Here is a 22826-nt window from a genome sequence, read left to right on the forward strand (position 1 = left end):
GGGGGTGCCCCCGCGCGCGGGGCGCCCCGCCCCCCCGCCGCCCCCCCCCCCACAGTCGTGTCCGGCCGGGGTCAGACGCCCTTCGGGTGCCAGACCGTCTTGGTCTCGGTGAAGGCGAGGATGCGCTGGGGGCGCGGGGCCTCGGTCCAGTCGGGCTCGGCGTCGTCGCCCCGGCGTCCGACGGCGGGGCGCAGGACGCGCTTGACCGAGTCGGCCGCGGCGGCCTCGAGCTCGCCCCACGTGACGCCCTCGGCGCCGGCGGCGCCCGCGAGGTCGATCGCGTTGACGTCGAGGTGCGACGCGAGCGGGGGAGCGAGCTCCTTGGTGAAGCCCGTGAGGACGTTCACGACGCCGCCGGGGACGTCCGACGTCGCGAGCACCTCGGACAGCGTGACGGCCGGGATCGGGCGCTGCTCGCTCGCGACGACGATCACGGAGTTGCCCGTGACGAGCGGCGGGACGATCGTCGAGACGAGGCCAAGCAGCGACGAGCGCTGCGGGGCGACGACCACGACGACGCCGGTCGGCTCGGGAGAGGACAGGTTGAAGTACGGGCCGGCGACCGGGTTGGCGGAGCCGGCGACCTGCGCGACCTTGTCCGTCCAGCCCGCGTACCAGACCCAGCGGTCGATCGCCTCGGAGACCGCGAGCTCGGCCTGGCGCGCCGTGAGGCCCTCGCCCGCGGCGACCTCGGCGACGAACTGGTCGCGCCGACCCTCGAGCATCTCCGCGACCCGGTAGAGCACCTGGCCGCGGTTGTACGCCGTCGCTCCCGCCCACTTCGCCTGCGCGGCGCGTGCGGCCACGACGGCCTCGCGCGCGTCCTTGCGCGAACCCTGGGCGACGTTCGCGAGGAACCGGCCCTTGGTGTCCGTCACCTCGTACGTGCGGCCCGACTCGCTGCGGGGGAACTTCCCGCCGACGTAGAGCTTGTACGTCTTGCGCACGCCCAGGCGCTCCGGCGCCGTGCGGGTCGCGGTGGGCGCCTTCGTCGTGCGGGCCATCAGCAGGTGCTCCCCTCGATCAGGTAGGGCGCCAGGCCGTGCCGGCCGCCCTCGCGTCCGTAGCCCGACTCCTTGTAGCCGCCGAACGGGCTGGTCGGGTCGAACCGGTTGAAGGTGTTGGACCACACGACGCCCGCGCGGAGCTGGTCGGCCATCCAGAGGATGCGCGACCCCTTCTCCGTCCAGATCCCCGCCGACAGGCCGTACGGCGTGTTGTTCGCCTTGGCGACGGCCTCGGCGGGCGTGCGGAACGTGAGCACGCTGAGCACGGGGCCGAAGATCTCCTCGCGCGCGATGCGGTGCGCGGCGGAGACGCCCGTGAACAGGGTCGGGGCGAACCAGTACCCCGAGGACGGCAGCTCGCAGTCCGGGCTCCAGCGCGTCGCGCCCTCGGCCGTGCCGGCATCGGTGAGCTCGGTGATGCGCGCGAGCTGCTGCGGCGAGTTGATCGCGCCGACGTCGGTGTTCTTGTCCATCGGGTCGCCGACGCGCAGCGTCCCGAGACGGGCCTTGAGCCGGTCCACGAGCTCCTCGGCGATCGACTCCTGCACGAGCAGGCGCGACCCGGCGCAGCACACCTGGCCCTGGTTGAAGAAGATGCCGTTGACGATGCCCTCGATCGCCTGGTCGATCGGCGCGTCGTCGAACACGATGTTCGCCGCCTTGCCGCCGAGCTCGAGCGTCGCGTGCTTGCGCGTGCCCGCGATCTCCTGGGCGATGCGCTTGCCGACCGGGGTCGAGCCCGTGAACGCGATCTTGTCGACGTCGGGGTGGTTGACCAGCGCCGAGCCCGTGGCGCGCGCACCGGTGACGATGTTGACGACACCGGCCGGCAGCTCCGCCTGGCGCAGCAGGTCCGCGAAGAGGAGCGCGGTGAGCGGCGTCGTCTCGGCGGGCTTGAGCACGACCGTGTTGCCCGTCGCGAGCGCCGGGGCGATCTTCCACGCGAGCATGAGCAGCGGGAAGTTCCACGGGATCACCTGCGCGGCGACGCCGTGCGGGCGAGGGTCCGGGCCGTAGCCGGCGTGCTCGAGCTTGTCGGCCCAGCCGGCGTAGTAGAAGAAGTGCGCCGCCGCCGTCGGGACGTCGACGTCGCGCGACTCGCGGATCGGCTTGCCGTTGTCGAGCGTCTCGAGCACCGCGAACTCGCGCGAGCGCTCGGCGAGCAGGCGCGCGATGCGGAACAGGTACTTGGCGCGCTCGCGCCCCGGCATGGGGCCCCACACCTTCTCCTGCGCGCGGCGCGCGGCGCGGACGGCGCGGTCGACGTCCTCCTCGGTCGCCTCCGCGACCTCGGCGAGGACCTCCTCCGTGGCGGGGTTGACGGTCTTGAACGAGCCCGAGTCGGACGCGGCGGTGAACTCGCCGTCGATGAACAGGCCGTACGACGACGCGATGTCGACGACGGCGCGCGACTCGGGTGCCGGCGCGTACTCGAACGGCGAGCCGGCCGTGCTAGCTGTGGTGGTCATGGTGTCCTTCAGTCCGGCTCAGTCGACGGTCACGTAGTCGGGGCCCCAGTAGGTGCCGGTGGCGAGCTTGTTGCGCTGCATGAGCACGTCGTTGAGCAGCGACGACGCCCCGAACCGGAACCAGTCCGGGTCGAGCCAGTCGCCGCCCGCGGTCTCGTTGACCGCGACGAGGTACTTGATCGCGTCCTTCGACGTCCGGATGCCTCCGGCGGGCTTGACCCCGATCGGGACGCCCGTGAGCGCGCGGAAGTCGCGCACGGCCTCGAGCATGACGATCGTCACCGGGAGCGTTGCCGCGGGGGAGACCTTGCCGGTGCTCGTCTTGATGAAGTCGGCGCCCGCGAGCATCGCGAGCCACGACGCGCGGCGCACGTTGTCGTACGTCGCGAGCTCGCCCGTCTCGAGGATGACCTTGAGGTGCGCATGGTGGCCGTTCGCCCGGCACTCCTCGCGCACGGCGACGATGTCCTCGTAGACCTGGGCGTAGCGACCGGAGAGGAACGCACCGCGGTCGATGACCATGTCGATCTCGTCGGCGCCCGCCTCGACGGCGTCGCGCGTGTCCGCGAGGCGCACCGCGCGGCTCGCGCGGCCCGACGGGAACGCGGTCGAGACGGCGGCGACCTTGACGCCGGTCCCGGCGAGCGCCTCGACGGCGACGGGGACGAGGTCGTTGTACACGCACACCGCCGCGGCCGACGGGCACGTCGGGTCCGCGGGCTCGGGGCGCACGGCCTTCGCGGCGAGCGCGCGCACCTTGCCGGGCGTGTCCGCGCCCTCGAGCGTCGTGAGGTCGACCATGCGGATGATCGTGTCGAGTGCCCAGGCCTTGGACGTCGTCTTGATCGAGCGGGTGCCCAGGGCAGCAGCGCGGCCGTCGGCACCCACCTTGTCGACGCCCGGCAGGCCGTGGAGGTAGCGGCGCCAGGCGGTGTCGTCGAGGGAGGCGGACCCCGTCACGGAGCGCGCGAGATCGGCGATCTCGGCAGCGGACCGGTCCGCCGAACCCGGGGTCGCCGAGGCCGTTCCGGTGCCCGCCCGGCCGGTCTCGGCGACCGACGTCGGTGTCGTTGTGCTCATCGCCCCAGGTTACCCGTCGGTACGCCTCGCGGCGGGCCGCGGGCCTGCTCGTCACCTGACAGCATGGGCTCCGTGACGACGAGCCTCGACCTGTTCCTCCGCGAGACGGTCGACGCACGCACGCGGGCCCGCATCCTTGCGTTCGCGCGCTCCGAGGCCGGCTACCTCGAGGTCCCGGGCGACGTGTACGGCGCCGACCTCTACCGCGAGGACCAGGTCGCGGTCGTCTGGGACGGCCTCGACCCGACGAGGGAGGAGCGCGTCCCGTGGGACGAGTTCATGCGGCGCGTCCTCGAGCTTCCCGACCGCTGAGCCTCAGAGACCCAGAGCCCGCTGCATGTCCGCCGTGACGCGGTCGAGGCGGGTCCGCGCGGCGGCGCGGGCCGCCGTGAGGTCGTCGTGCGACGCGTCGGGCGCGACGGGCAGCACGACCTCGAGGTAGCACTTCACCTTGGGCTCGGTCCCGCTCGGGCGCACGATGACGCGCGTCCCGTCGGCGGTGAGGATGCGCACGCCGTCGGTGGGCGGCAGGCCGTCGAGGCCGGCCGACAGGTCGGCGACGTCCGAGACGCCGGCACCGGCGAGCGTGCGCGGGGGAGCGGCTCGCAGGTGCGTCATCGTCTCGCCGATGCGGTCGAGGTCGGAGAACCGCGCGGAGAGCTGGTCGCTCACGTGCAGGCCGTGCCGGCGTGCCAGGTCGTCGAGCGCGTCGACGAGCGTGCGACCCTCGGCCTTGAGGCGGTTCGCGAGCTGCGCCACGAGGAGCGCCGCGCTGATGCCGTCCTTGTCGCGGACGTGTGCCGGGTCGACGCAGTAGCCGAGCGCCTCCTCGTACCCGAACACGAGCCCGTCGACGCGCGAGATCCACTTGAAGCCTGTGAGCGTCGTCGCGAAGCCGAGGCCGTGCGAGGCCGCGATCTTCCCGAGCAGCCGCGAGGACACGACCGAGCACGCGAGCACCCCTCCGGCGGCGCCGGACGCCGCGACCCGCCGCGCGACGTCGTCGCCGAGCAGCGCGCCCACCTCGTCGCCGTGCAGCATGCGCCAGCCGTTGGAGCGCGCGGTCTCCGCGCCCTGGTAGGTGCCGACGCGCGGGTCGAACACCGCGACCGCGCAGCGGTCGGCGTCGGGGTCGTTGGCGAGCACGACGTCTGCCGCGGAGTCCTGCGCGACGGCGAGCGCGAGGTCCATCGCGCCCGGCTCCTCCGGGTTGGGGAACGCGACGGACGGGAAGTCGGGGTTCGGGTCGAGCTGCTCCTCGACCGGGACGACGGTCGTGAAGCCGGCGTCGCGGAGCACGTGCGCGACCGTCTCGCCGCCCACGCCGTGCAGCGCCGTGGTGACGACCTTGAGCCGCCGGGGCGCGCCGTCGGACAGGGCGAGGACCGAGCGGACGTACGCGTCGACGACGTCGCGGCCCAGGACGGTCCACCCCGAGCCCGCGCGCGGTACCGACCGCGCCGGGCCGACGGTCGCGATCGCGGCGGCGATGCGCGCGTCGTAGGGCGGGACGATCTGGGCGCCCTGCCCCGAGTCCGTGACGACGCGCCCGCCGAGGTAGACCTTGTAGCCGTTGTCGGCGGGCGGGTTGTGGCTCGCGGTCACCATGACGCCCGCGTCCGCGCCGAGGTGGCGCACCGCGAACGCGAGGACCGGCGTCGGCAGCGCCGAGGGCAGGACGAGGACGTCCAGCCCCGCCGCGGTGAGCACGGCCGCGCTGTCGACCGCGAACGCGCGCGAGCGGTGCCGCGCGTCGAACCCGACGACGACGCGCGGGCGGGCAGCGCCGCCGGCGCCCGCGGGACCGAGCGTGTCGAGGAGGAAGGCCCCGAGGCCCGCCGCCGCGCGGATGACGACCGCGCGGTTCATGCGGTGCGGCCCGGCCGCCATGCGGCCGCGCAGGCCGGCAGTGCCGAACTCCAGCGGACCGGAGAACCGGTCCTGGAGCTCGGCGAAGGCGGCGACGCGCACGTCGTGCTTGCGCGGGTCCGGCGAGTCGGCCAGGTCGAGCAGGTGCCGCAGCTCGTCCTGGTCGCCCCCGTCGACGTCGTCGTCGACCCACGCGGCGACGCGCTCGAGGAACGCGCCGCGGTCGGTCCCCGGGTCGAACGTCGGGTCGTCGGCAGGGTCGGTCCGGTACCCCGCGGTGCGGTCCGTCATGTCACACCAGCTTCGCGATGTCGGCCAGGAGGGCGCTGATCCGGGGTCCCGCGGCCTGGCCGGCCTCGATGACCTCGGCGTGGGAGAGCGGCGTCGGGCTGATCCCGGCGGCGAGGTTCGTCACGAGCGAGACGCCGAGCACCTCCAGGCCGCAGTGGCGGGCCGCGATGGCCTCGAGCGTCGTGGACATGCCGACCAGGTCAGCGCCGAGGATCCCGGCCATCCGCACCTCGGCCGGGGTCTCGTAGTGCGGCCCGGGGAACTGCGCGTACACGCCCTCCGGGAGCGTCGGGTCGACGCGGTGCGCGAGCTCGCGCAGGCGCGGGGAGTAGACGTCGGTGAGGTCGACGAACGTCGGGCCCTCGAGCGGGCTGCGGGCCGTCAGGTTGATGTGGTCGGAGATCAGCACGGGCGTGCCCGCGCCCCAGTCCTGGTTGAGGCCGCCGCACCCGTTCGTGAGGACGATCGTCTCGGCGCCCGTCGCGGCGGCCGTGCGCACGCCGTGCACGACGGCGCGCACGCCCTTGCCCTCGTACAGGTGCGTGCGCGAGCCGAGCACGAGCGCGTGCCGGACGGAGCCGTCCGCCCGCTCGACCCGGATCGACCGCGTCACCGAGAGGTGGCCCGCGACCGCGGGAGCAGAGAAGCCCGGGATCTCGTGCGTCGGGACCTCCGCGACGACGTCGCCCAGGAGCTCCGCGGCGCCGCCCCACCCCGACCCGAGCACGAGGGCCATGTCGTGGCCGTCGACCCCCGTGGCCTGCGCGATGTGGTCGGCGGCGGCCCGAGCCACGAGGAACGGGTCGGTCGCGGGGTCGTCGAGCGGGGGTGTGCTCGCAGGCGTCGTCGTCATGGTCGCAAGGCTAGTCCGTCCCCGGGCACGCGACCCGACGAGCGGGAGGCGCCGCCGCACGGCCCTCACCGACCCCGGCGTCTCGCATGCTGACACCGCGGGACGCGACGGCCTGACAGAATGTCCGGCGTGACGCACGCGAGCATCGACCACCAGGCCACCCGCATCGTCGTCCTCGGAGGTGGGCCCGGAGGGTACGAGGCCGCTCTCGTCGCCCGCCGGCTCGGCGCCGACGTGACCGTCGTCGAGCGCCACGGCCTCGGCGGCGCGGCCGTGCTCACCGACGTCGTCCCCTCCAAGACCCTCATCGCGACCGCCGACTGGATGACCATCGCCGAGCGCGCGGCCGAGCTCGGGATCCGCCTGCCCGTGGACACGGCCAAGGCGCAGCACCCCGCCATGCGCCGCCACATCGTCGACCTGGAGGCGGTGAACACGCGCGTCATGGCGCTCGCGGCCGCGCAGTCGGCGGACATCCACGCGCGCCTCGAGCGCGAGGGCGTGCGCGTCGTCATCGGCGCGGGTCGCCTCGACGGTCCCGAGCGGGTCGTCGTCGAGTCGCCCGACGGCACGGACGGGCCCGTCGTCCTCGACGCCGACGTGATCCTTCTTGCGGTCGGCGCGACCCCGCGCGTCCTGCCCACCGCGCAGCCCGACGGCGAGCGCATCCTCACGTGGACGCAGCTCTACAACCTGTCCGAGCTCCCGGAGCGGCTGATCGTCGTCGGGTCGGGCGTCACCGGCGCCGAGTTCGCGGGCGCGTACAACGCGCTGGGGTCCGACGTCGTGCTCGTGTCGAGCCGCGACCGCGTGCTCCCCGGCGAGGACGCCGACGCGGCCGAGCTGCTCGAGGGCGTCTTCCGCTCCCGCGGCATGACGGTCATGTCGCGGTCCCGTGCCGAGTCCGCCGAGCGCACCGAGGACGGCGTGCGCGTCACCCTGTCCGACGGCCGCGTCGTCGAGGGCTCGCACGTCCTCATCGCCGTCGGCGCCATCCCGTCGACGAGCGACCTCGGCCTCGAGGAGGCCGGGGTCCGGCTCACCCCCAGCGGTCACGTCGAGGTCGACAAGGTGTCGCGCACCTCCGTGCGCGGCATCTACGCGGCCGGTGACTGCACCGGGGTCCTGCCGCTCGCGTCCGTCGCCGCGATGCAGGGCCGCGTCGCCATGTCGCACGCGCTCGGCGACGCCGTCGTGCCCATCAAGCTGCGGACCGTCGCCGCGAACATCTTCACCGCGCCCGAGATCGCGACCGTCGGGTACAGCGAGGAGCAGCTCAAGGCGCAGAGCAGCAAGTACGTCACGACCGTGCTGCCGCTCGCGCGCAACCCGCGCGCCAAGATGCTCGGCATGCGCGACGGCTTCGTCAAGCTCTTCGCGCACCCCGAGGCGGGGGTCGTGCTGGGCGGCGTCGTCGTCGCGCCGCGAGCGAGCGAGCTCGTGTTCCCCATCACGCTCGCCGTGTCCCACCGGCTCACGGTCGACGACGTCGCGTCGGCGTTCACCGTCTACCCGTCGCTGTCGGGGTCCATCGCCGAGGTGGCGCGCATGCTGCACCACCGCGAGGACTGACCGCGCCGGCCTCAGGTGAGCGTGGCGACGAGCCGTCGCGCGCTCGCACCCGGGTCCTCCGCGCCGGTGACGAACGTGCGGTGCGCCAGGTCGCGCGTGCCGACGTCGTCGAACCACTCGGCGAGGAAGTCGTGGCCATCGCGGACCCAGTCGGTCCCCTTCGACGCGACCGACCGGGCCTGCAGCACCGTCAGCGCGTGCTCACGGTCGGCGTCGGGCAGGACGAGGACGACGTGCGGCACGGGCGCGAGCGCCGTGCGGACGCGGTCCAGGCACGCCGGGTCCGTGTACGACGCGTGCCCCGCACCGAGCGCGAGCACCGCGCCGGGGTGCTCGGCGACCGCACGCTCGACGGCGTGCGCCCGCGCCGGCTCCCACTCCCGCTCCGCCGCGACCCTGCCGACCACCGCGATGCGCTCGACGAGCCGGTCGACGCTCCACCCGACCTCCGGGTAGTAGCCGTCCGCGACGTCGTCGAGGTCGAAGAACGGGATCCCGAGCAGTCCGGCCACGAGCTCGCCGATCGTGGACTTGCCGGTGGCGGCGGGGCCGAGCAGGACGAGGACCGGCGTGACGGCGCGGCCGTCCGCTCGCTGCCGCGACACCTCAGAGCCGGCCGTCCAGGCGCAGCGTCCCGTCCGCGAACGCGAGCTCGGTGAGCTGGAACCCCGGGAACGTGTGCTCGAGCACGCCGCCGAGCAGCGCCTGCACGTCGACCGCGACCCGCGCGTCGGGCAGCACGCGCACGGCCTGGGGCGGCAGCCCGTGCGAGCGCAGAGCGCCCTGGAGCGGCGCCTCGACGAACCCGAGCAGCTTGTGCGCGGGCAGACCGGCGGCGTTGGCCTCGACCGCGAGCACGGCCGTGCCCGCCACGACCGACTCGACGTGCAGCGTCGCCCGCACCACGGGGACCAGCCGGGCGGCGAGCTTGAGCGCCGACGGCGGGTCGGGCACCTCGCGCAGGTCGACGACGACGCGCACGTCGTCGCCCTCGCTCGTCACCGAGCGCACGTACGGCGGCAGCCCGCCCGTCGCGCGCGCGATCTCCACGGCCTCGGTCACGGTCAGCTCGATGCGCATCCGTCGACCCTAGCGGTCGGGCGCGCGAGTCAGTCGTGGGCGCGGAGCTCGGCGAGCAGGGGGCGGTGGTCGGAGGCGGTGACGTCGAGGACCTCGAACGAGCGGAAGGTCACGTCGTCGGAGCCGAAGACCCAGTCGATGCGATGGGCGGGCGCGACCGAGGGCGACGTGAGCGCCTCCGGGTCGCCCGCGGCGTCCTGGCCGCTCTCGAGGCCCTGCTCCTCGAGGAAGGTGATCTCGTCCCAGCCGGGCTCGGCGTTGAGGTCTCCCGCGAGGACGTACGCGCCCTCCACGGGCTCGTCGGCGAGGAGATGCTCGAGCTGGTCGAGCCGGGTCGGGGTGTTCTCCTCGCGGTGCTGGAGGTGCACGGACGTGACGCGCACGGGGACGCCGGCGGCGTCGAGCGTCGCGGAGATCGCCGAGCGCTCCTGCGGCCCGGCGCCGTACGGCAGGGCGTGGCGCGCGACGTCGTCGAGGTCGCCGCGCAGCGGGTCCCACAGGAGCGCGTTGCCGAACTGCCGGTCGGCCGCGGGGACGAAGGCGACGCGCATCCCGGTCTCGCGCGCGAGGTAGGTCGCCATGTCCGCGCCTCCGCCGAGCACCCAGCCACGGGACACCTCCTGCAGCGCGACGACGTCGGCACCCGAGTCCTCGATCGTCGCGACCATCTCGTCGAGCCGGACCGACGGGTCGGCGCTCACGCCGTAGTGCAGGTTCCAGTCGAGCAGGCGCAGCTCGCCGACCGGGTAGTCGGCGACGGCGGACGTCGTCGTCGGCACGTGGACCTGCGTCACGCCGACGAGCGCGAGCAGCGCGACCGCACCGCCGAGAGCGAGAGCGGGGACTCGTGAGGCATCGGCGGGGGTCGTGCCCGACGCCGCCGGGTCGGCTGTCGAGGCCGACGCACCCCGGGTGCGGAGTCCTGTGACGACCGCGGGCACGGCGAGCGCGAGCGCGGCCGCGACGGGGACGAGCGTGTGGGGGACCGGGAGCGGGACGTCGTACTCGAGCTGGTACCCGAGCAGGGGCACGGCGGTCGTGAGCCCGGCGACGCTCGCCGCGCCCGCGAGCCGCAGCCACGTGAGCGGGCGCGCGGCCTTCGTCAGGGCGAGGGCGAGCGTCCGCGCGGCCGCGGGGACCAGCAGCACGAGCAGCGCGAGGAGCGCCCAGCCGCCGACCGTCCCGGGACCGTCGAGGCGCGGCACCGCGAGGAACACCACCGCGACGCCCGCGACGAGCACGGCGGGGGACAGCCACGGTGACCCGGGCCGGACCGACCGGTTCGCCCACGGGACGAACCACGCGGTGAGCACCGCCGCGACGGCCAGGGCGGCGACGGCGAACGGCAGCGCGACGCCCGCCTGGGACGCGGCGAACGCCGGGTTGGCGAGCACCTGCACCCCGAGCGCGACGAACGGCCCGAGCACCCACAGCCCGCGCGAGCCCAGCCACGCGGCCCGGCTCCGCAGCAGCCACGCGCACGCGACCGCGGCGGCGGTGACGACGACCGTCACGACCCACGCCGCGACGTCGGACCGCCAGTACGCGTCCCACGTGCCGAGGACGGCGCTCAGCGCCCCGGCGAGCAGCGCGCCGAGCACGACGCCGAGCGCGACGAGGGACCCGCGCGCGAGGCGCCCGTCGGGCCGGGTCGGCGGCTCGGGCGCACCGTCGGGGGTGGACGCGAGGTCGACGGTGGCGCGTGCCGGCGTCCCGCTCGCGAACGCGGCCACGAGCACGAGGACCCCGATCCCGAGCGCGACGGTCGCGAGCCCGACGCCGTACCGCACGAGCCCGAGGTCGACGCCCGCGGCGATCGCCGCGCCGAGGCCCTGGAGCGCGAGGCGGGCCACGGCGAGCGCGGCGACGGCGAGCAGCACGACCCGTCCCGTGAGCTCGAGGCGCGCCGCGATCATCACGACGAGGACGCCGGGGGCGGCGTACGTCGCGAGCGCCGTGAGGGCGACGGTGACGACGCCCGCGGAGAACGCGTGGTCGAGCAGCGGGCCGCTCGACCGCACGAGCTCGACGACGATCGCGGTGACCGTCACGACGAGCAGGAGCGGGAGGACGGTGGCCCGGTCGAGCCTGGCGGCGGACCGGGGCACGGACCGGGCGGACGGGGGCTGCGCTGCGCTCACGAGGCACGACGCTACCGGGCAGGCGCTGTGATCCGCACCACACGATCGGGTCTTCCGTGCCAGACTGGGGGATCGGCTGCGACGGCGCGCCACCACCTCGGCGCGCGAGGAGGCGAGGACGTGGAGACGACCGCTGGGATCTCCCCGCACGCGCAGGGCGCCACGAGCGCCCCGACCGCGACGGACGAGGGGCAGGGGCGCGCCGGGGAGGCGCGCATCGGGCACTGGGTCGCAGGTCGTGCGCGGCCTGACGCGGAGCGGTACGGACCGGTCCACGACCCGGCGACGGGCGCGGTCACGGGGCGGGTGGCGCTCGCGTCCGCCGCGGACGTCGACGCCGCGGTCGCCGCGGCGCGGGACGCGTTCCCCGCGTGGCGCGCGACGAGCGTCTCGCGGCGCGTCGAGATCCTCTTCGCGTTCCACCAGCTCCTCCTCGACCACCGGGACGAGATCGCGGCGGTCGTGAGCGCCGAGCACGGCAAGGTGCTCTCCGACGCGGCGGGCGAGGTCGCCCGCGCGCTCGAGTGCGTCGAGTTCGCGTGCGGGATCGGCCAGCTCCTCAAGGGCGGGTACACCGAGCAGGCGTCGTCGGGCGTGGACGTGCACGAGGTGAAGCAGGCGCTCGGCGTCGTCGCCTGCATCACGCCGTTCAACTTCCCGGCCATGGTGCCGCTGTGGATGATCCCCAACGCGATCGCGTGCGGGAACACGGTCGTGCTCAAGCCGAGCGAGCGCGACCCGTCGGCGTCGCTCGTCGTCGCGCGCCTGCTCCAGGAGGCCGGCGTGCCGGACGGCGTCGTGAACGTCGTGCAGGGCGACCGCGTCGCGGTCGAGCGCCTGCTCGACCACCCGGACGTCGAGGCCGTGAGCTTCGTGGGCTCGACGCCCGTCGCGCGGCACGTCTACGAGACGGGGACGCGGCACGGCAAGCGCGTCCAGGCCCTGGGCGGCGCGAAGAACCACATGGTCGTGCTGCCCGACGCCGACGTGGACGTCGCGGCCGACGCGGCGGTCTCCGCGGCGTACGGGTCGGCGGGCGAGCGCTGCATGGCGGTGTCCGTGCTCGTCGCCGTGGGCGCGGTGGCCGACCCGCTGGTCGAGGCGATCCGCGAGCGCGTGGCGCGCCTCGTCGTCGGGCCGGGCTCCGACCCCGCGTCGCAGATGGGCCCGCTCATCACGGCCGAGCACCGCGACCGGGTCGCGGCGCGCGTGGGCACCGCCGCCGAGGAGGGCGCGACGCTCGTCGTCGACGGGCGCGAGGCCCCCGACGGTGCGGGGGATCTCGGGGACGGGTTCTTCCTGCACCCCACGCTCGTCGACCACGTGCGGCCCGAGCACACGGTGTACCGCGAGGAGATCTTCGGGCCCGTGCTCTCGGTCGTCCGTGCCGAGTCCTACGACGAGGCGGTCGGGCTCGTGAACGACAACCCCTACGGCAACGGCGCGGCGATCTTCACCCGCGACGGCGGCGCGGCGCGCGCGTTCGAGGTCGACGCCCGGGCGGGCATGATCGGCGTCAACGTCCCCATCCCCGTGCCGGTCGGCTACTACTCGTTCGGCGGCTGGAAGAGCTCGCTCTTCGGTGACCTGCACGTCTACGGCCCCGAGAGCGTGCAGTTCTACACGCGCACCAAGGTCGTCACGACGCGCTGGCCCGACCCGTCCACGGCGGGCGTCGACCTCGGCTTCCCCCGGACCCGGTGAGCGCCCGATGACGACGGAGGAGCTCGCCCGGCGCACGTCGCGGACGCGCGCCGACGACCGGTACGTCTTCCATTCCTGGTCCGCACAGGGCGCGATCGACCCGCTGCCCGTCGCGGGCGGCGAGGGCGCGTGGTTCTGGGACGAGGACGGCAACCGGTACCTCGACTTCGCGTCCCAGCTCGTGAACCTCAACCTGGGCCACCAGCACCCCCGCCTCGTCGCGGCTCTCCAGGCGCAGGCGGGCCGGCTCGCGACCGTCGGCCCGACGTTCGCCAACGACGTGCGGGGCGAGCTCGCCCGGCTGATCGCGGAGCGTGCCCCGGGCGCTCGGGCCGGTGGCTCCGCGACCGGCGACGAGCGGCGGTGGCGCGTCTTCTTCACGAACGGCGGCGCCGACGCCGTCGAGAACGCGGTCCGGCTCGCGCGCCTGCACACGGGACGCGCCAAGGTGCTGTCCGCGTACCGGTCGTACCACGGCAACACCACGACGGCGATCTCCCTCACGGGCGACCCGCGGCGCTGGCCCAACGAGGTCGCGCCCGACCCGCACGTGCGCCACTTCCTCGGCCCGTACGCGTACCGCTCGGCGTTCGGGGCGCACGACGACGCGGAGGAGGGGGAGCGTGCGCTCGCCCACCTGCGCGAGGTCGTGCAGCTCGAGGGGCCGGGGACGATCGCCGCGATCCTGCTCGAGACGATCGTCGGGACCAACGGCGTGCTGATCCCGCCCGACGGCTACCTCGCGGGCGTGCGCGCGCTGTGCGACGAGCACGGGATCCTCCTCGTCACCGACGAGGTCATGGTCGGGTTCGGCCGGGTGGGCGAGTGGTTCGCGGTGGACCGGTGGGGCGTCGTGCCCGACCTCGTGACCTTCGCCAAGGGCGTGAACTCCGGCTACGTGCCGCTGGGCGGCGTGGTCGTCGGGGAGCACGTAGCGCGGACGTTCGACGACCGCGTCTTCCCCGGGGGCCTCACCTACTCGGGCCACCCGCTCGCGTGCGCGGTCGGGGTCGAGACGGTCCGCACGTTCGAGGACGAGCGGATCCTGGAACGGGTGCGGACGCTCGGGGCTGACGTCATCGGCCCCCGGTTGCGCGAGATCGCCGCCCGGCACCCGAGCGTCGGCGAGGTGCGCGGACTGGGGTTCTTCTGGGCGGTCGAGCTCGTGCGCGACCGGGAGACGCGCGAGCCGCTCGTCCCGTTCAACGCGAGCGGGCCGGCCGCCGCGCCCATGGGCGCGGTCGTCGCCGCGGTCAAGGAACGCGGCGTGTGGCCGTTCGTGCACTTCAACCGCCTGCACGTCGCCCCGCCGCTCGTGACGTCCGCCGACGACCTCGAGCACGGTCTCGCCGCGATCGACGCGGCGCTCGACGTCGCCGACGAGCAGGCCGAGGCGGTGCGGGCATGACGAGTGCCGTGCCGTCGCCCCGAGAGCAGAACCGTGTCACGCCCACACCCGAGGAGGGGTCATGACGACCGTGCGCGCCGCGCTCACCCAGGTCCGCTGGACGGGCGACAAGGAGTCGATGATCGACGTCCACGAGAAGCACCTGCGCGACGCCGCCGACCAGGGGGCCAGGCTCGTGTGCTTCCAGGAGCTGTTCTACGGGCCGTACTTCTGCCAGGTGCAGGACGCCGCGTACTACGCGTACGCGGAGTCCGTCCCCGGTCCGACGGTCGAGCGGTTCTCGGCGCTCGCGGCCGAGCTGGGGACCGTCGTCGTGCTGCCGGTCTACGAGGAGGAACAGCCCGGCGTGCTCTACAACACCGCGGCGGTGATCGACGCGGACGGTCGCTATCTCGGCAAGTACCGCAAGACGCACATCCCGCACGTGCGGGGGTTCTGGGAGAAGTTCTACTTCCGCCCCGGGAACATGGGCTACCCGGTGTTCGACACCGCCGTCGGGCGCGTGGGCGTCTACATCTGCTACGACCGGCACTTCCCCGAGGGCTGGCGCGCGCTCGGCCTGAACGGCGCCGAGATCGTGCTCAACCCGAGCGCGACGAGCCGCGGGCTCTCGAACTACCTGTGGAGGCTCGAGCAGCCGGCGGCCGCGGTCGCCAACGAGTACTACGTCGGCGCGATCAACCGCGTGGGCGTCGAGGACCTGGGCGACGACGACTTCTACGGCACGTCCTACTTCGTCGACCCCGAGGGTGCGTTCGTCGGCGACCCCGCAGACGACCACGAGGAGGAGCTGATCGTGCGCGACCTCGACATGGACCTGCTGCGGGTCGTGCGCGACCGGTGGCAGTTCTACCGCGACCGGCGCCCCGACGCCTACGACGACCTGACCCGGCCGTGACCCGCCGCCCGCCGCACGAGGGGAGCACGCGATGCCGCACACGCTGATCCGGGGAGGGACCGTCGTCGGGCCCACGGGCTCGACGCCCGCCGACGTCCTGGTCGACGGCGAGCAGGTCGCCGCGCTGCTTCGCCCGGGGGACACGAGCCTGGGCGCGGACCTCGCCGCGACCGCCGAGCGCGTGATCGACGCGACGGGCAAGTACGTCATCCCGGGCGCCGTCGACTGCCACACGCACATGGAGCTCCCGTTCGGCGGGACGAACGCGTCGGACACGTTCGAGACCGGGACGCGCGCGGCCGCCTGGGGCGGTACGACGACGATCGTCGACTTCGCCGTCCAGCGCACCGGCGAGCGCGTCCAGGACGGGCTGGCCGCGTGGCACGCCAAGGCCGACGGGCGGTGCGCGATCGACTACGGGTTCCACCAGATCCTCGGCGGCGTGGACGACGACTCGCTCAAGGCGATGGACGAGCTCGTCGGCGAGGGCATCACGAGCTTCAAGCTCTTCATGGCCTACCCGGGCGTGTTCTACAGCGACGACGGGCAGATCCTGCGCGCGATGCAGAAGGCGCGGGACAACGGGTCGGTGATCATGATGCACGCCGAGAACGGCATCGCGATCGACGTGCTCGTGCGCGAGGCGCTCGACCGGGGCGACACCGCCCCGTACTTCCACGGCACGAGCCGCCCGTGGGAGACCGAGGAGGAGGCGACGCACCGCGCGATCATGCTCGCGCGGCTGACCGGCGCGCCGCTGTACGTCGTGCACATGTCGGCGAAGCAGGCCGTCGCGACGCTCGCGCAGGCGCGCGACGAGGGGCACAACGTGTTCGGCGAGACGTGCCCGCAGTACCTCTACCTGTCGCTCGAGGAGCAGCTCGCGGCGCGCAGCGACGAGTGGGGCGACTTCGAGGGCGCCAAGTGGGTGTGCTCGACGCCGCTGCGGTCGCGCGCCGAGGGCCACCAGGACGAGCTGTGGCGGTACCTGCGCACGGGCGACCTGTCCGTCGTGAGCACCGACCACTGCCCGTTCTGCATGAAGGAGCAGAAGGAGCTCGGGCTCGGAGACTTCTCCAAGATCCCCAACGGGATCGGCGGGGTCGAGCACCGCCTCGACCTGCTCTACCAGGGCGTCGTCGACGGGCGCATCACGCGCGAGCGCTGGGTCGAGCTGTGCTGCACGACGCCGGCCCGCATGTTCGGGCTCGACGGCCGCAAGGGCGTGCTCGCCCCGGGCGCGGACGCCGACGTCGTCGTCTACGACCCCGCCGGGCGCACGTCGATCGGGTACGGGAAGACGCACCACATGAACATGGACCACTCCGCGTGGGAGGGGTTCGAGGTCGCCGGGCACGTGGACGTCGTCATGTCGCGCGGGCGCGTGCTCGTCGAGGACGGCACGTACCACGGCAGTCCCGAGCACGGGCGGTTCCTGCGCCGCGGGCTGTCGGCGTACCTGCGCTGAGGAGGGCACGTGGACCTCGGTGTGGTGCTGCAGAACGACCCGCCCGCGTGGCGGGTCGTCGACCTCGCGCGACAGGCGGAGACGTACGGCTTCACGCACGTGTGGACCTTCGACTCGCACTTGCTGTGGGAGGAGCCGTTCGTCGTCTACTCGCAGATCCTCGCCGCGACGCACCGGGTCACGGTCGGCCCCATGGTCACCAATCCCGCGACGCGCGACGTCACCGTCACCGCGTCCCTCTTCGCGACCCTCAACGAGATGTTCGGCAACCGGACGATCTGCGGCATCGGGCGCGGCGACTCCGCGGTGCGCGTCATCAACGGGCGGCCCGTGACGCTCGCCGAGCTCCGCGAGGCGATCGGCGTGATCCGCGGCCTCGCGTCGGGGGAGGCCGTCGAGTACCGCGGCTCGACGCTGCGCCTGCCCTGGAACCCCGACTCCCGGCTGCCGGTGTGGGTCGCGGCGTACGGGCCGAGGGCGCTCGCCCTCACGGGCGAGGTGGGCGACGGCTTCATCCTCCAGCTCGCCGACCCCGACGTCGTCGCGTGGTCCGTCGCTGCCGTGCGCGCCGCCGCCGAGCGCGCAGGTCGAGACCCGGACGCGGTGCGCATCTGCGTCGCCGCGCCCGCGTACGTGACCGACCACGCACCGTCGGACGGCGAGACGGGGCGCCGCGCGCTCGCCCACGCCTACGACCAGTGCCGCTGGTTCGGCGGGATGGTCGGCAACCACGTCGCGGAGATCGTCGCGCGGTACGGGCCCGGCGGGTCCGAGGAGGGTGCAGGCGTGACGATCCCGCACGCGCTCACCGACTTCGTCGCGGAGCGAGAGGGCTACGACTACAACGAGCACGGGCGCGCGGGCAACACCCACACCGCGTTCGTCACCGACGAGATCGTCGACCGGTTCTGCCTCGTCGGGCCGGCCGAGCGGCACGTCGAGCGGCTGCGCGAGCTCGCCGCGCTCGGCGTCGACCAGTTCGCCGTCTACCTCCAGCACGACGCCAAGGACGAGACCCTGCGCGCGTACGGCGAGACGGTCGGCCCCGCGGTGCGCGACCTCGTCCGGGCACGTGAGTGAGCCGCTGTATGACCCGTCCCGCCTGAGCCGGCGTGACCCAGCCCACGTGACCGGCGCGCCCTGGCGGGACCTTCGGCCCTGTCCGGGCGTACCGCCGGATTCCTACGGTCGGGACCGTGGAAAACCCTCGGGGCGTGACGAGCAGGACGCCGTTCCGCGCGCTCCTCGTCCTGCCCGCCGGGATCGCGCTGCTCACCGGGCTCGCGACCGGGCTCGCCCTGCTCGGGCTCCCGTCGCCGGTCCCCGCCGAGCGCATCCAGGACGCGCACGGCCTGCTCATGGTGCTCGGGTTCGTCGGGACGCTCGTCACGCTCGAGCGCGCCGTCGCGGTGCGGCGTCGGGTCGCCTACCTCGCGCCCGCCGCGCTCGGCGTCGGTGCCCTCGCGCTCCTCTCGCCGGCGCCGCGCGCGGTCGGCCAGGGACTCCTCGTCGCCGGGACGCTCGGGCTCGTGGCGATCTACGCCGTCGTGTGGCGGCGGCAGCCCGCCGTCGCGACCGCGGTCCAGGCTGCGGGCGCCGTGCTCGCCGTCGGGGGTGCCGTGCTCTGGGCGGCGGGCGTCGCGGTGCCCGACCTGCTGCCGTGGCTCGTCGGGTTCGTCGCCTGGACCGTGCTGGGCGAGCGCGTCGAGCTCGCGCGCCTCGAGATCGACGCCCGGACCGAGCGCAGGGTCCTCACCGGGGCGCTGGTCTACGTCGGAGCGGCATGCCTCGCCCTGCTCGCGCCCGCACCCGGGTACGCCCTCGCCGGGACGGCGCTCGCGGCATCGGCCGTGGTCCTGCTGCGGCACGACGTCGCGCGCCGCACCGTCCGCGGTCGTGGGCTGCCGCGGTTCGCCGCGGCGGCGATGCTCGCGGGCTACGCGTGGCTCGTCGTCGCGTGCGCGGCCTGGATGTTCCTCGCGGCGGGGGCCGGTCCCTCCGGGCTCGGCCCGGCGGTCACGTTGCGTTCGGGGACGACGTACGACGCCGTCGTGCACGCCGTGTTCCTCGGGTTCGGGCTGTCGATGATCATGGCGCACGCGCCCCTCATCCTCCCGGCCGTCCTGCGCCGTTCGCTCCCGTACCGCGCCGCGATGTGGGCGCCGCTCGTCCTGCTGCACGTGTCGCTCGCCGTCCGGGTCGCCGGCGACCTCGCGGGGGACGGACCCGGCGCGGTCGCGGTCGTCCGCGTCGGCGGGGCGGGGAACGTCCTCGCCGTCCTCGGGTTCGTCGGGGTCGCGGTCTGGTCGGCGCTGCTCGCCGACGGGGCCTCTTCCTCGCGCGACCGGTCCTCTACCTCGGCTGACCAGGCCTCTACCTCGGCTGACCAGGCCTCTACCTCGGCTGACCAGGGTTCTACCTCGGCTGACCAGGGTTCTACCTCGGCTGACCAGAGTTCTACCTCGCGCGGCCCGGGTTCTCTTGTGGCCCCGTCCGCCGTGCTCCCGACCGTCTCCGGAAGGTGACCGTGCCCGCCTCGCCCGAGCGACCCTCGCTCCTGACCGCCCGACCCGCCGGACCGCTGCCCGGGACGCAGAAGGTCGGGGGCACCGGTCGGAACCTGTGGCTCCACGCGCTCGTTCTCGCCTGGTTCGTCGCCGAGGCGGTGCTCGTCGTCGTGCACCGGTTCGTGCCCGAGGCCGTGTGGCTCATGGTCCACGTCCTCATGCTCGGCGCCGTGAGCACCGCCATCCTCGTGTGGAGCCAGCACTTCGCCGACACGATGCTGCGTCGCCAGGCACCGGGCGGGCGCCCGCTGCACGTCGCGCGGCTCGCCGCGCACACGGCCGGTGCGCTGCTCGTCGTCGCGGGGCTCCTCTCCGACGTGTGGCTCCTCGTCGTGGCGGGCGGGGTGCTCGTGGGCGCGGGGGCGGTGACGCACGCGACGGTGCTCGTGCTCCAGGGTCGCGGCGCGCTGCCCTCGCGCTTCGGGCGACTCGTCCGGTACTACGTGGTGGCTGCCGCGTGCCTGCCGGTCGGCGTGACGCTCGGCGTCCTCATGGCGCGCGGCGGCGCGGGGACGGAGGCGTACGGCCGTCTCTACGTGGCGCACGTGACGCTCAACGTCCTCGGGTGGGTCGGCCTCACGGTGCTCGGCACGCTCGTGCTCCTGTGGCCGACCGTGCTGCGCACCCGCATCGAGCCCGACGCCGACGTCGCGGCCCGCCGCGCGCTGCCGGTCCTCACCGCCGGGATCCTGCTCGTCGTCGCGGCGTGCGCGGTCGGCTGGCGGGCGCTCGTCGCCGTCGGGGCGATCGTCGTTCTCGCGGGGACCGTGATGGTCGCGCGGCACCTCGCCGCGCAGGGTCGGGCCGCGCAGCGCGGCGCCTGGGGGTTCGCCGCGTGGAGCCTCGCCGCGTCCGTGGCGTGGTTCGCCGGGAGCGTGGCCGCGTTCGGGGTGCGGGTCGCGACGGCGCCGTCGTGGGCCGCGGCGCAGGACGCGATCGGCGCTCTGCTGCTCCCGTTCGTCGTCGGGTTCGCCGCGCAGGTGCTCCTCGGCGCGCTCACCTACCTCGTCCCCGTCGTGCTCGGCGGCGGCCCGGCCCGACGGCGACGCACCGAGGCCGTCGTCGGCGCGGGCGGGGCGTACCGCGTGGTCGTCGCGAACGGCGGCCTCGCGTTGTACCTCCTGCCGCTGCCGTCGTGGGTGCGCGTCGGGCTGTCGCTCGTCGTCTTCGCGACCTTCCTCGCGTTCCTCGTGCTCGCGCTGCGCGCCGTGGTCATCTCTCGCCGCGCCGTTCCGGGCACGGCGGCACCCGCGCTCGCGCGTCCAGGGACGACGCCCGGCCCGGCCGCCCCGGGGGCCGCCGCCCACGACGAGGCCGCAGCCGAGCACGGAAGCGACGCCGCGTCGTCGGGCGCCCGCCGGGACGGCGCCGCACGGGCGGTCGCCGCGCGGCGGGTGGAGCAGGCGCGGCGTCCGCTCGCGGGTGCCGTGACGGCCGCTGTCGCGACGCTCGCGCTCGCCGTGGTCGGGGGCGTGGCCGCCGACCCGGTCGCGGCGGGCGTCGGCGGCGCGTCCTCGGGAGTCGTGGCGGGGTCGGGGCAGTCCGGTGCCGCCGGTGCCGTGACCCCGACGGGCCGCACGACGACCGTCCAGGTCGAGGCCGCCGACATGCGGTTCGTCCCGGACACCATCAGCGTGCCTGCGGGCGACCGGCTGGTCGTCGAGCTCACCAACACCGACGACGACGTGCACGACCTCGTCCTCGCCGACGGCGCGACGTCGGGCCGCGTGGCGCCGGGCGAGACCGCCACGCTCGACGTCGGCGTCGTGAGCGGCGACCTCGACGGCTGGTGCTCCGTCGCGGGGCACCGGCTCATGGGCATGACGCTCACGATCGACGTCGAGGGCGCCGACGGTTCGGGCGGCTCCGGCGGGATGCTCGCCGCGGACGACGCCGGCACGGACGCGCACGGCGGGCACGCGAGCACGGGCTCGGCCGGGGCCGACTCGCTGGACGCGTCCGACGTCGACCTCATGGCGCGCCCGGGCGACGGGTTCACCGCGCGCGACGCGACCCTCGCACCGGCCGAGACGGACCCGTCGGGCGCGCCCGTCGTGCACCGGCGCACCCTCACCGTGACGGAGGCGGTGCAGGAGGTGGCGCCCGGCGTCGAGCAGACGGTGTGGACGTTCGGCGGGACCGCGCCGGGACCCGTGCTGCGGGGGAAGGTGGGCGACGTCTTCGAGATCGCGCTCGTCAACGACGGCACGGTGGGGCACTCGATCGACTTCCACGCGGGCGCGCTCGCGCCCGACGAGCCGATGCGGACCATCGCGCCGGGGGAGTCGCTCGTCTACCGCTTCACGGCGACCCGCGCCGGGATCTGGATGTACCACTGCTCGACCATGCCCATGTCGCTGCACATCGCGAACGGCATGTTCGGCGCGGTGATCGTCGACCCGCCGGACCTCGCCCCCGTGGACCGGGAGTACGTCGTCGTGCAGTCCGAGCTCTACCTCGGTGCGCAGGGCGCGTCCGCGGACGACGTGAAGGTCGCGGCCGCCGAGCCCGACCTGCTCGTGTTCAACGGGTACGCCAACCAGTACCGCTACGACCCGCTCGCGGCCCGGGTGGGCGAGCGCGTGCGTGTCTGGGTGCTCGACGCCGGACCGAACCGGTCGAGCGCGTTCCACGTCGTCGGCGGCCAGTTCGACACCGTGTACCACGAGGGCGCGTACTCGCTCCCGGCCGGGAGCTCCGGCGGCAGCCAGGTGCTCGGCCTGCTGCCCGCGCAGGGCGGCTTCGTCGAGCTCGCGTTCCCCGAGGCCGGGACCTACCCGTTCGTCACGCACGCCATGTCCGACGCCGAACGCGGCGCGTCCGGGGCGTTCGCCGTGACGCCCTGACCGGATCACCCGCCGGAGCGGTCGTCCGAGCCGGCGGACCGCAGACCCAGCACCCCACCCGGCGCTCGCGCCACGACCAGGAGGACCACCATGGCAGCAGAACCGATCGAGATCACCGAGCCCCCGCAGCACGCGGCCGTGCACGGGGAAGGGCCCGAGGAGGGGCACACGTGCGGGTGCGCGCACGACGACGCCGAGGTCGTGCTCGACGTCCGCACGATCCCGCACGCCGTGCGCCATGGCGTCGTCTTCGGGGCCCTCGAGGCGCTCGCGCCCGGCGACGGGCTCGTGCTCGTGGCGCCGCACGACCCGCTCCCGCTGCTCGCGCAGCTCGAGGGCCGCGAGCCCGGCGCGTTCGACCGCGAGTACGTGTCGCGCGCGGCGACCGAGGTGAGCATCCGCCTCACGCGCCGGCCGGTGCCCGCTCAGGGCTGAGAGCCACGGGCCGTCGACCGGCCCGGCACGCGACGCGGCCCCCCGGGCCCGGGGGGGGGGCCCGGCGGGGGGGGGGGCGCCCCCCGGCGGAAAAATTGTTGGGGGGCGCGGGGGCCGGGGGGGGGGCGGGCCCCGCGC

Annotated in this window: 18 protein-coding genes; 10 read left to right on the top strand and 8 right to left on the bottom strand. The window is 74.7% G+C overall.

The features are described from left to right. Positions 1–71: 71 nt before the first annotated feature. From ACFWH7_RS02410 to deoC, 3 genes are read right to left on the bottom strand one after another with little or no spacing between them, the layout of a single operon-like run. Positions 72–1004, bottom strand: coding sequence for an aldehyde dehydrogenase family protein (locus tag ACFWH7_RS02410; protein WP_378214833.1), 933 nt, complete (start codon positions 1002–1004; stop codon positions 72–74). Continuing rightward, positions 1004–2476 carry an aldehyde dehydrogenase family protein gene (locus ACFWH7_RS02415; RefSeq protein ID WP_378214834.1) on the bottom strand — a complete coding sequence of 491 codons (1473 nt, stop codon included), beginning with the start codon at positions 2474–2476 and terminating at the stop codon, positions 1004–1006. Before ACFWH7_RS02415 ends, ACFWH7_RS02410 begins: the two co-directional genes overlap by 1 nt. 18 nt (positions 2477–2494) lie before the next feature. Then, complete coding sequence (gene deoC, locus ACFWH7_RS02420) at positions 2495–3556, bottom strand: deoxyribose-phosphate aldolase (RefSeq protein WP_378214835.1); 1062 nt, start codon at positions 3554–3556, stop codon at positions 2495–2497. Between the two features lie 72 nt (positions 3557–3628). Between deoC and ACFWH7_RS02425 the strand changes: the two genes are divergently transcribed. Then, the gene (locus ACFWH7_RS02425; RefSeq protein ID WP_141388677.1) at positions 3629–3868 is read left to right on the top strand and encodes a hypothetical protein; all 240 of its coding nucleotides are present in this window, start codon (positions 3629–3631) and stop codon (positions 3866–3868) included. Between the two features lie 3 nt (positions 3869–3871). Here the strand turns inward: ACFWH7_RS02425 and ACFWH7_RS02430 are convergent, their stop codons facing one another. Next, entirely contained in the window at positions 3872–5716 is a 1845-nt protein-coding gene (locus ACFWH7_RS02430; protein WP_378214836.1) for a phospho-sugar mutase, read from the bottom strand. 1 nt (position 5717) lies between these two features. Continuing rightward, entirely contained in the window at positions 5718–6569 is an 852-nt protein-coding gene (locus tag ACFWH7_RS02435) for a purine-nucleoside phosphorylase (protein ID WP_378214837.1), read from the bottom strand. A gap of 120 nt (positions 6570–6689) precedes the next feature. Between ACFWH7_RS02435 and ACFWH7_RS02440 the strand changes: the two genes are divergently transcribed. Beyond that, the gene (locus ACFWH7_RS02440; RefSeq protein WP_378214838.1) at positions 6690–8141 is read left to right on the top strand and encodes an NAD(P)H-quinone dehydrogenase; all 1452 of its coding nucleotides are present in this window, start codon (positions 6690–6692) and stop codon (positions 8139–8141) included. A gap of 11 nt (positions 8142–8152) precedes the next feature. On the opposite strand, the gene ACFWH7_RS02445 is transcribed toward ACFWH7_RS02440, so the two are convergent. From ACFWH7_RS02445 to ACFWH7_RS02455, 3 genes are read right to left on the bottom strand one after another with little or no spacing between them, the layout of a single operon-like run. After that, on the bottom strand, positions 8153–8746 hold the full coding sequence (locus ACFWH7_RS02445) for a shikimate kinase (protein ID WP_378214839.1): 594 nt from the start codon (positions 8744–8746) through the stop codon (positions 8153–8155). Between the two features lies 1 nt (position 8747). Continuing rightward, on the bottom strand, positions 8748–9221 hold the full coding sequence (locus ACFWH7_RS02450; protein ID WP_047233494.1) for a hypothetical protein: 474 nt from the start codon (positions 9219–9221) through the stop codon (positions 8748–8750). Positions 9222–9250: 29 nt separating this feature from the next. Further along, positions 9251–11362 (bottom strand): endonuclease/exonuclease/phosphatase family protein, encoded by a 2112-nt coding sequence (locus ACFWH7_RS02455; RefSeq protein WP_378214840.1) that lies wholly within the window; start codon positions 11360–11362, stop codon positions 9251–9253. A 216-nt stretch (positions 11363–11578) separates the two neighbouring features. Between ACFWH7_RS02455 and ACFWH7_RS02460 the strand changes: the two genes are divergently transcribed. The 8 genes from ACFWH7_RS02460 to ACFWH7_RS02495 all read left to right on the top strand — a co-directional run bounded on the left by ACFWH7_RS02460 (position 11579) and on the right by ACFWH7_RS02495 (position 22688). Beyond that, positions 11579–13066: a CoA-acylating methylmalonate-semialdehyde dehydrogenase gene (locus tag ACFWH7_RS02460; RefSeq protein ID WP_378214853.1), complete on the top strand. Its 1488-nt coding sequence runs from the start codon at positions 11579–11581 to the stop codon at positions 13064–13066. 7 nt (positions 13067–13073) lie between these two features. Beyond that, on the top strand, positions 13074–14474 hold the full coding sequence (locus tag ACFWH7_RS02465; protein ID WP_378214841.1) for an aspartate aminotransferase family protein: 1401 nt from the start codon (positions 13074–13076) through the stop codon (positions 14472–14474). 61 nt (positions 14475–14535) lie between these two features. Beyond that, entirely contained in the window at positions 14536–15372 is an 837-nt protein-coding gene (locus ACFWH7_RS02470) for a nitrilase-related carbon-nitrogen hydrolase (RefSeq protein WP_378214842.1), read from the top strand. 31 nt (positions 15373–15403) lie between these two features. Further along, positions 15404–16840, top strand: a complete 1437-nt coding sequence (hydA, locus tag ACFWH7_RS02475; protein ID WP_378214843.1) for a dihydropyrimidinase — start codon at positions 15404–15406, stop codon at positions 16838–16840. A gap of 9 nt (positions 16841–16849) precedes the next feature. Then, positions 16850–17920, top strand: a complete 1071-nt coding sequence (locus ACFWH7_RS02480) for a TIGR03842 family LLM class F420-dependent oxidoreductase (RefSeq protein ID WP_378214844.1) — start codon at positions 16850–16852, stop codon at positions 17918–17920. A gap of 134 nt (positions 17921–18054) precedes the next feature. Beyond that, a complete protein-coding gene (locus ACFWH7_RS02485; RefSeq protein ID WP_378214845.1) occupies positions 18055–19365 on the top strand; it encodes a hypothetical protein in 1311 nt (436 codons plus the stop codon). Positions 19366–19367: 2 nt separating this feature from the next. Continuing rightward, positions 19368–22253, top strand: coding sequence for a multicopper oxidase domain-containing protein (locus tag ACFWH7_RS02490; protein WP_378214846.1), 2886 nt, complete (start codon positions 19368–19370; stop codon positions 22251–22253). Positions 22254–22343: 90 nt separating this feature from the next. Beyond that, positions 22344–22688, top strand: a complete 345-nt coding sequence (locus tag ACFWH7_RS02495) for a DUF2249 domain-containing protein (RefSeq protein ID WP_378214847.1) — start codon at positions 22344–22346, stop codon at positions 22686–22688. Positions 22689–22826: the final 138 nt, after the last annotated feature.

Source organism: Cellulosimicrobium cellulans, assembly GCF_042723955.1.
GTDB lineage: Bacteria > Actinomycetota > Actinomycetes > Actinomycetales > Cellulomonadaceae > Cellulosimicrobium > Cellulosimicrobium cellulans_H.